Origin of the sequence: Micromonospora sp. CPM1 (assembly GCF_023896895.1) — a bacterium.
GTDB lineage: Bacteria > Actinomycetota > Actinomycetes > Mycobacteriales > Micromonosporaceae > Micromonospora > Micromonospora tulbaghiae.
The window spans coordinates 117,754-124,627 of record NZ_JAMHIU010000019.1; the positions used below are offsets into that span (position 1 = coordinate 117,754).

8 protein-coding genes are annotated in these 6,874 nt (G+C 71.6%); 4 read left to right on the forward strand and 4 right to left on the reverse strand.

What is annotated here, in order from left to right; translation table 11 throughout:
• Positions 1-4: 4 nt before the first annotated feature.
• Positions 5-571, reverse strand: coding sequence for a maleylpyruvate isomerase N-terminal domain-containing protein (locus M8C11_RS22635; RefSeq protein WP_252452847.1), 567 nt, complete (start codon positions 569-571; stop codon positions 5-7).
• Between the two features lie 5 nt (positions 572-576).
• The gene (locus M8C11_RS22640; protein WP_252452850.1) at positions 577-1,353 is read right to left on the reverse strand and encodes a class I SAM-dependent methyltransferase; all 777 of its coding nucleotides are present in this window, start codon (positions 1,351-1,353) and stop codon (positions 577-579) included.
• Positions 1,354-1,587: 234 nt separating this feature from the next.
• Here M8C11_RS22640 and M8C11_RS22645 point away from each other — a divergent pair, with 234 nt between their 5' ends.
• Together M8C11_RS22645 and M8C11_RS22650 are read left to right on the forward strand one after the other, a co-directional pair.
• Entirely contained in the window at positions 1,588-2,556 is a 969-nt protein-coding gene (locus M8C11_RS22645) for a TerC family protein (RefSeq protein ID WP_252452853.1), read from the forward strand.
• A gap of 35 nt (positions 2,557-2,591) precedes the next feature.
• Positions 2,592-3,449: an MBL fold metallo-hydrolase gene (locus tag M8C11_RS22650; RefSeq protein ID WP_252452856.1), complete on the forward strand. Its 858-nt coding sequence runs from the start codon at positions 2,592-2,594 to the stop codon at positions 3,447-3,449.
• 26 nt (positions 3,450-3,475) lie between these two features.
• Here the strand turns inward: M8C11_RS22650 and M8C11_RS22655 are convergent, their stop codons facing one another.
• On the reverse strand, positions 3,476-4,135 hold the full coding sequence (locus tag M8C11_RS22655; RefSeq protein WP_252452859.1) for a hypothetical protein: 660 nt from the start codon (positions 4,133-4,135) through the stop codon (positions 3,476-3,478).
• 318 nt (positions 4,136-4,453) lie between these two features.
• Here M8C11_RS22655 and M8C11_RS22660 point away from each other — a divergent pair, with 318 nt between their 5' ends.
• Positions 4,454-4,915, forward strand: coding sequence for a tetratricopeptide repeat protein (locus tag M8C11_RS22660; protein ID WP_252452862.1), 462 nt, complete (start codon positions 4,454-4,456; stop codon positions 4,913-4,915).
• A 15-nt stretch (positions 4,916-4,930) separates the two neighbouring features.
• Here the strand turns inward: M8C11_RS22660 and M8C11_RS22665 are convergent, their stop codons facing one another.
• Positions 4,931-5,524, reverse strand: a complete 594-nt coding sequence (locus tag M8C11_RS22665) for a TetR/AcrR family transcriptional regulator (protein ID WP_252452865.1) — start codon at positions 5,522-5,524, stop codon at positions 4,931-4,933.
• 112 nt (positions 5,525-5,636) lie between these two features.
• Between M8C11_RS22665 and M8C11_RS22670 the strand changes: the two genes are divergently transcribed.
• The gene (locus M8C11_RS22670; RefSeq protein ID WP_252452868.1) at positions 5,637-6,839 is read left to right on the forward strand and encodes a macrolide family glycosyltransferase; all 1,203 of its coding nucleotides are present in this window, start codon (positions 5,637-5,639) and stop codon (positions 6,837-6,839) included.
• Positions 6,840-6,874: the final 35 nt, after the last annotated feature.

Below are 6,874 nucleotides of genomic sequence, written 5' to 3' on the forward strand. Positions count from 1 at the left end.
ACGCTCAGCGAAGCGCCGCCTGCCAGGTCCACGCGGTACGCCGCGGCCGGTCGCCGAGCGGCGCGCGGCCGGTCAGCCACAGCAGCACCGGCGCCGGCTCGCCGTCCGGTGCGTCGGGGAACAGCCGGTGCACCACCCCGGCACACAGCCCGGCGGGTGGCGACCAGTCCAGGCCGAGCCCGCGGGCCAGGTCGCCTGTGTGCAGCAGGATCTCGGCCACGCCCATCGCGGCGAACCCGCCCGGATCGCACGGGCCGAAGTGCCACGCCCGGTCGTCCGGGCTCGCGGCGTCGATGGTGGCGGCGAGCATCCCGGCCGCGGCCGCCGCGACAGTGAGCACCTCGGCGGGCGCGGCGTCGGCGCGTACCCGCAGGTCGAACGGCAGATAGCCGCCGTCGGGCCGGCCCGAGACCTGACCGGCGTACGCGACCAGGTCGTGCGCGATGTGCGCGGCGGTGGTCCAGCAGGACCAGTCCAGGTCTCCGGCGCGTACCGTCCAGTCCCGGTCGGCGGCGGGCCGCAGCACGGCGGCCATCGCGGCGGCGGCGGACCGGACGTCCGCGCCGGTCATCGTCCTCACAACCGGCGTACGCGCAGCACGCAGGTCAGCATCGGAAGCGTGAACTCACCGTCGGCCGTCTCCGGCCGGCTGGCCAGGTACGCGCGGATGCGGTCGAGGGTCTCCGTGCGTTCCTGTTCCGGCATGACCAGCATCCCGGCCCGGGTGGCGAGCGTCGCCACGAGCGAGTCGGCGGTACGGCGCTGCCCGTGCGGGAACTCCGCCTGCTCGGGCGAGCCGAACCGGGCCTCGCCCGTCTTCGGCAGGTGCATGCCGGCCGTGGCGGCGCGCCAGCTCGCGGGCGTGTCCCGGGGACCGATGGCGGCGCTGCCACTGACCGCCGCGAGCCCTGCCACCCAGTCGACCCGGTCGTCCACCACGTTCCACAGTCCGGCCAGGACACCGTCGGGGGAGAGGACGCGGGCGATCTCCGGCCCGGCCACCGCCATGTCGAACCAGTGCATGGCGTTGCCGGCGACCACCGCGTCGACGGAGGCGTCCGGCACCGGGATCGCCTCCGCGCTGCCGGACAGCGCCCGTACGTCCGGCAGGGTGCGGCGCAGTTCGGCGAGCATCGCCGGGTCCGGCTCGACCGCGGTCACGTCGTCGCCCACCTCGGCCAGCGTGGCGGTGAGCTTGCCGGTGCCCGCGCCGAGGTCGAGCACCCGCGCGCCGGGGGCGGGCTTGAGCGCCCACCGCAGGGCGGCTCGCGCGTAGTCCGGGCGGTGTTCGGCGTACGCGGTCGCCGCCGCGCCGAACGACGAGGAGTGCCGGCGTCGTGCGTCTTCGTCCATCCGGTCACCCTATCGACGGCCCAACCCGCTTGACATACGAACGATGCTTCGTGAATACTGGATCGTAGTTCGAGGGGGAGTACCCGACGATCCACGCACCGCCGTCAGTACGGGCCCGGCCCATCCGGCTCCCGGCGATGCAGTCACCGTCAGAGGTGGCCCGGGGAGACCCTCGTCCAGCAGCGCCGGCGCACCTCGCGTGTGCCGGCCCGGGCGAGAGGTCTTCCCGTCGTCATGTCGGTGTCCTGGTGGATCTGGGCCGTACTCATGCTCGCGATCGCGGCGATGCTCGCCGTCGACCTGTTCCTGCACCGCGACAACCACGTCGTCGGCTTCCGTGAGGCAGCGGCCTGGTCCGGCATCTGGATCGCCGCCGGCCTGCTCTTCGGCGTCGTCCTCTGGGCCTGGCAGGGCGGTGACGTCGCCGGCACCTACTACGCCGGCTACCTGATCGAGAAGGCGCTGTCGATCGACAACGTCTTCGTCTTCGCGCTGATCTTCACCTACTTCGCCGTGCCCGCCGCGTTCCAGCACAAGGTGCTGTTCTGGGGTGTCATCGGCGCCCTGGCCTTCCGGCTGGTCTTCATCTTCGTCGGCGCCGAGCTGCTCGAGACGTTCTTCTGGACCGCGTACGTGTTCGGCGCGTTCCTCGTCTGGACCGGCTACAAGATGGCGTTCCGCCACGACCAGCAGACCCCGCCGGACCGCAACCCCGTCGTCCGGCTGGTCCGCAGGGTCGTTCCGACCGACCCGGCCTTCCACGGCGACAGGTTCTTCGCCCGGGTCGACGGCAGACGGGTCGCGACGCTGCTGTTCGTGGTCCTGATCGCGGTCGAGGCCACCGATCTGATCTTCGCCATCGACAGCGTCGCCGCGATCCTGGCCATCACCACCAGCACGTTCATCGTCTGGACCGCCAACGCCTTCGCCGTCCTCGGCCTGCGCAGCCTCTACTTCTGCCTCGCCGGGCTGCTACGCCGCTTCGTGCACCTGCACTACGGCCTGGCCGTCCTGCTCGCCTTCGCCGGCGTGAAGTTGATCCTCTCGGAGACGCCGGTCGGCAAGCTGCCCATCCCGGTCACCCTCGGCGTGATCGTGGTGACGATCGCGGTGTCGATCGGGTGGAGCCTGCGCAGCACCACTCCGGACACCGAAGCACGTGACGCCGACGCGGCCGGCTCCTCGCCGGGCACGGCGCGCTGATGATCAGCGGCTCGTCGGCGCACTACCATCCGTCCATGGGCTCCAGCGGGGCATCCGTCGAAGCCACCTTCTTCGGCACCACGACCGTCCACCTGTCCGACGGGACGTCGGGAATCCTGATCGACGGCTTCCTGAGCAGGCCGTCCCTGCTCCGGGTCGCGCTCGGCCGCGTCGCCCCCGACCTCGGGCGGATCAACCGCGCCCTGACCCGGGCCGGTGTGACAGCTCTCGACGCGCTCTTCGTCGCCCATTCCCACTACGACCACGCCATGGACGCCCCCGAGATCGTCAAGCTGCTCGGCGGACGATTGTTCGGCTCCGAGTCGACTCTTCACGTGGGGCGCGGCTCGGGCCTCAGCGAGGAGTCGATGACGCGGATCGTCGACGGCGACGAGCACACGATCGGCTCGTTCACCGTGCGCGTGCTCGCCGGCGTCCACAGCCCCGGCAACAGGTTCCCGGGCACGATCGAGCAGCCGCTCGTTCCGCCGGTCAGGGCGAGCAGATACCGCGACGGCGGCTGCTTCTCCTTCTTCATCACCCACCCCGGCGGCTCGCTGCTGATCCATCCGAGCGCCAACTTCGTCCCGGGCAGGTTCGACGGGCTCGACGCCGACGTCCTGTATCTCGCCGTCGGCGCCCTGGGGGTGCAGCCGCAGCAGTTCCAGAGCGACTACTGGCGGCACGTGGTGGAGGCGACGCGTCCGGACCTGATCGTGCCGATCCACTGGGACGACTTCTTCGTCTCGCTGGACCGCAGGCTGCGCCCGCTGCCGGCCGTCTTCGACAGGTTCGCCGTGACGAAGGCGTTTCTCGACCGCAAGAGCGCGGAGAGCGGCATCCCGGTGCGGTTCCCCGAGCCGTTCGAGATGATCAGGCCGTTCGCGCGCTAGGACAGGGTCCGGAGCACGTGCCGGTCTCAGCGGAACCGGTCGACGGTGACAGGGATCATCCCCTGCTGGCGCATCTGCGTCGTCAGACCGCGCAGCAGCACACCGACCGCCTCGTCGCGATCCCCGAGAAGATCGCAGGTCACGTCCAGACCCCAGGCCGCACCCGCAGCTACCCTGCGCAGATCCCAGCGAACGGCGTCGCCCGAGACCTGACGGCGCACCGGGCCCAGCGTGCGTACCCCGGGATCCGCCAGGTCGCCGGTGATCGGCATCTGCCAGGCCTCACCGAGCGCCGCAAGTCCGTCCGGGCTCAAGTCGCCGGCGAACAGGATCCGGTAGACGCGCGTCTCGCGGAACCCCGGCCGGGGCTCGGAATCACCCAACCGCAAGGGGGACGGTGGCTGAGACGGAGGGGCGCCGAGGCACTCCCGCAGAGCGTCCTCGTCCGGCAGGTCCGCACCGCAGAGGTCCCGATAGAGCGTCGCCGCCGCGGAGCGGCCGACGGGAGTCACTCGCTTGCGCAACACAGGGTCCACGCGTAGGCGCCGGCTGGTGGCCGACGCCTCGTACCAGCGACCCTCCGACCGGCTCCAGCCACCGCTCGCCAGTCCGACGGAGGAGTGGTCCGCCGCGAGCAGGAACTCCTCAGCCAGCAGCCCTTCCAGCGCGCCGGCAGCGTCGTACACCAGGTAGTAGTGCAGTGGGGGTGGTGGGCCCGCTGCCTGTCGCGTGCGAGAAGGCGTCGTCATGCGTTGATTTTCGAGCCGGGCGGGACGCGCCGCCTTCCGGCGCGCCGAGGGCTCTGCCGACGCGGAAGAGAACCTGCCCCAAGTCCGCCGCCGTCATGGTTAATTATCGGATTACCGGTAACAGCAATCGCCCAATCCATACGGTCAAAAAGGACGAATGGGCGGCGCACCATAATGACAGTTATGTGCGCGCAGGCTCCGTGGGCGCTGCCGGCGTACAATCACGCCACCGCAGCCGATCCCAGGGAGCAGGCGATGGTGTTCGACGCGACGCTGACCCGGATCAACGACGGCGTCCAGATGCACCACCAGCACGGTCGGCGGGAGGACGCCCGCGACCTGTTCGCCCGGATCTGGGACGAGATCGGCGGGGAGCAGGGCGACCCCCTACACGTCTGCGTCCTCGCCCACGCGATGGCCGACGTGCAGGACGACGCACGCCAGGAGCTTGTCTGGGACCGGCGGGCGCTCGCGGCGGCCGACCTGCTCACCGACGCGCGGGTCGCGCGGGCCGGGGTGCCGATGTCGGTCGCCGGGCTGTACCCGTCGCTGCATCTCAACCTGGCGGAGTGCCACCGCAAGCTCGGCGAACTCGACCAGGCGCGGGACCATCTCCGGCAAGCCCGGGAGGGGATCGGCGCGCTCGACGACGACGGTTACGGGAAGCTGATAAGGGACGGACTCGATCGGCTTTCGCAGGAACTGGCCGCCGGATAGGCCGCAGGCGACTGGCTAGCCGCTGGTGCCCGTTGACGGGGTGACGGCGGCGACGACCAGGTCGACGATGCCGTCGGCGTAGTCGTCGGTCAGTGGGCCGTTGCGCAGCAGCCAGCGGTGGTAGAGCGGGCCGAACAGCAGCTCCACCACCTGGTCCAGCGCCGCGTCGGGGCGGACCTGACCGGCCTCGCGGGCGGCCTCCAGGCGTACGCGGACCGCGTTCAGCTGGGGGCGGAGCAGCCGGTCGCGTGCCTGGCCGCCCAGGTCCTCGTCGGCGAGTGTCTCGATGGTGATGGCGCGGGTGGTGGCGGACAGGCGCGGATCGGCGAACTCGGCGACGGTCGCCCGGAGGACCTGACGCAGATCGGCCCGCAGGTCGCCGGTGTCGGGCAGGGCGATGGCCTCCGGCATGTCGTCGGCGAGCGCGTCCAGGATGACCGCGCCCTTGCCGCGCCACCAGCGGTAGATGGTCTGCTTGCCGACCCCGGCGCGGGCGGCGATCGCCTCGACGGTCAGGGCCGGGTATCCGGTTTCGGTGAGCAGTTCCAGGGCGGCGGCGAGGATCGCGCGGCGGGACTGCTCGTTGCGGCGGGCGGGCTGCGGGGTCACTCCGCGAGCCTACAACGAGACGAGACGTATCGTCTTGACGGCGCCACCGCGTCGTGCTCTGCTTGAACACGCGAGACGGTACGTCTCGTCTCAGCAGAGATCAGGAGATCACTTGCCGCACATCGCCATGGTCAGCATCCCGTTCCACGGGCACGTCAACCCGAGCCTGGAGATCATCCGTACCCTCGTGCGGCGCGGTCACCGGGTCACGTACGCCAACGATCCCGCCTTCGCCGAGGTCATCCGGCGCACCGGCGCGGAGCTGAAGCCGTACGCCTCGGCCCTGCCCGCCGACGGCGGCGCCGGCATCGACGACCCGATCGAGCAGCTCACGCTCTTCCTCGACGATGCCGTCGCCATGCTGCCGCAGCTGCGGGCCGCCTACGTCGACGACCGGCCGGACCTGTTCCTCTACGACATCGCCGGCGCGCCGGCCCGGCTGCTCGGCGAGCAGTGGGGGATCCCAGCCGTCCAGCTCTCCTCCACGTTCGTGGCCTGGGACGGCTACGAGCAGGACATGGCGCCCGCCGTGGAGGCGATGCGGGCCGATCCGCGCGGCGCCGACTACTACCGGCGGTTCACAGCGTGGCTGACCGCCGAGGGTTCGTCCGTCACCGACAGCATGGCGTTCCAGGGGCGGCCGGTCCGCAGCCTCGTCCTGCCGCCGGAGGCGCTCCAGCCGAACGCCGACCGGGTGGACCGGTCGGTCTACAGCTTCGTCGGCCCGGTCCTGGGGGACCGCTCCGACCAGGGTTCCTGGGTACGACCGGAGCGCGCCGGGAAGGTGCTGCTCGTCTCGCTCGGCTCCGCCTTCACCCGGCAGCCCGAGTTCTACCGCCGCTGCGTCGCCGCGTTCGGTGACCTGCCCGGCTGGCACACCGTTCTGCAGATCGGCGAGCACGTCGATCCCGCCGAACTCGGTCCCGTGCCGGACAGCGTCGAAATCCACCGGTGGGTGCCGCAGCTGGCCGTACTGGAGCAGGCGGACGCCTTCGTCACCCACGCCGGCATGGGCGGCAGCAGCGAGGGTCTCTACTGCGGGACGCCGATGATCGCCGTACCGCAGGCGGCCGACCAGTTCGCGAACGCCGAGCAGTTGGCCGCCCTCGGCGTCGCCCGGGTCGTCGACTCGGCCACCGTCACCGCCGCGGAGCTTCGCGAGACGCTGCTCGCCCTCACGTCGGATCCCGCCGTGGCGGCCCGTAGCGCCGAGCTGAAGCGGCAGGCCCGCGCCGCCGGCGGCGCCGACCGCGCCGCCGACCTGATCGAGGCGGAACTCACCTCGGTGCGCGGCGGCGCCGCGAGCCGCGGGTGATGCGTGGTCGCGGCGGCCGGGTGCCGCCGCGACCA

Coding starts and splice junctions, on each gene's coding strand:
- M8C11_RS22635 (WP_252452847.1), bottom strand. CDS start 571: ATGACCGGCGCGGACGTCCGGTCCGCCGCCGCCGCGATGGCCGCCGTG.
- M8C11_RS22640 (WP_252452850.1), bottom strand. CDS start 1,353: ATGGACGAAGACGCACGACGCCGGCACTCCTCGTCGTTCGGCGCGGCG.
- M8C11_RS22645 (WP_252452853.1), top strand. CDS start 1,588: ATGTCGGTGTCCTGGTGGATCTGGGCCGTACTCATGCTCGCGATCGCG.
- M8C11_RS22650 (WP_252452856.1), top strand. CDS start 2,592: ATGGGCTCCAGCGGGGCATCCGTCGAAGCCACCTTCTTCGGCACCACG.
- M8C11_RS22660 (WP_252452862.1), top strand. CDS start 4,454: ATGGTGTTCGACGCGACGCTGACCCGGATCAACGACGGCGTCCAGATG.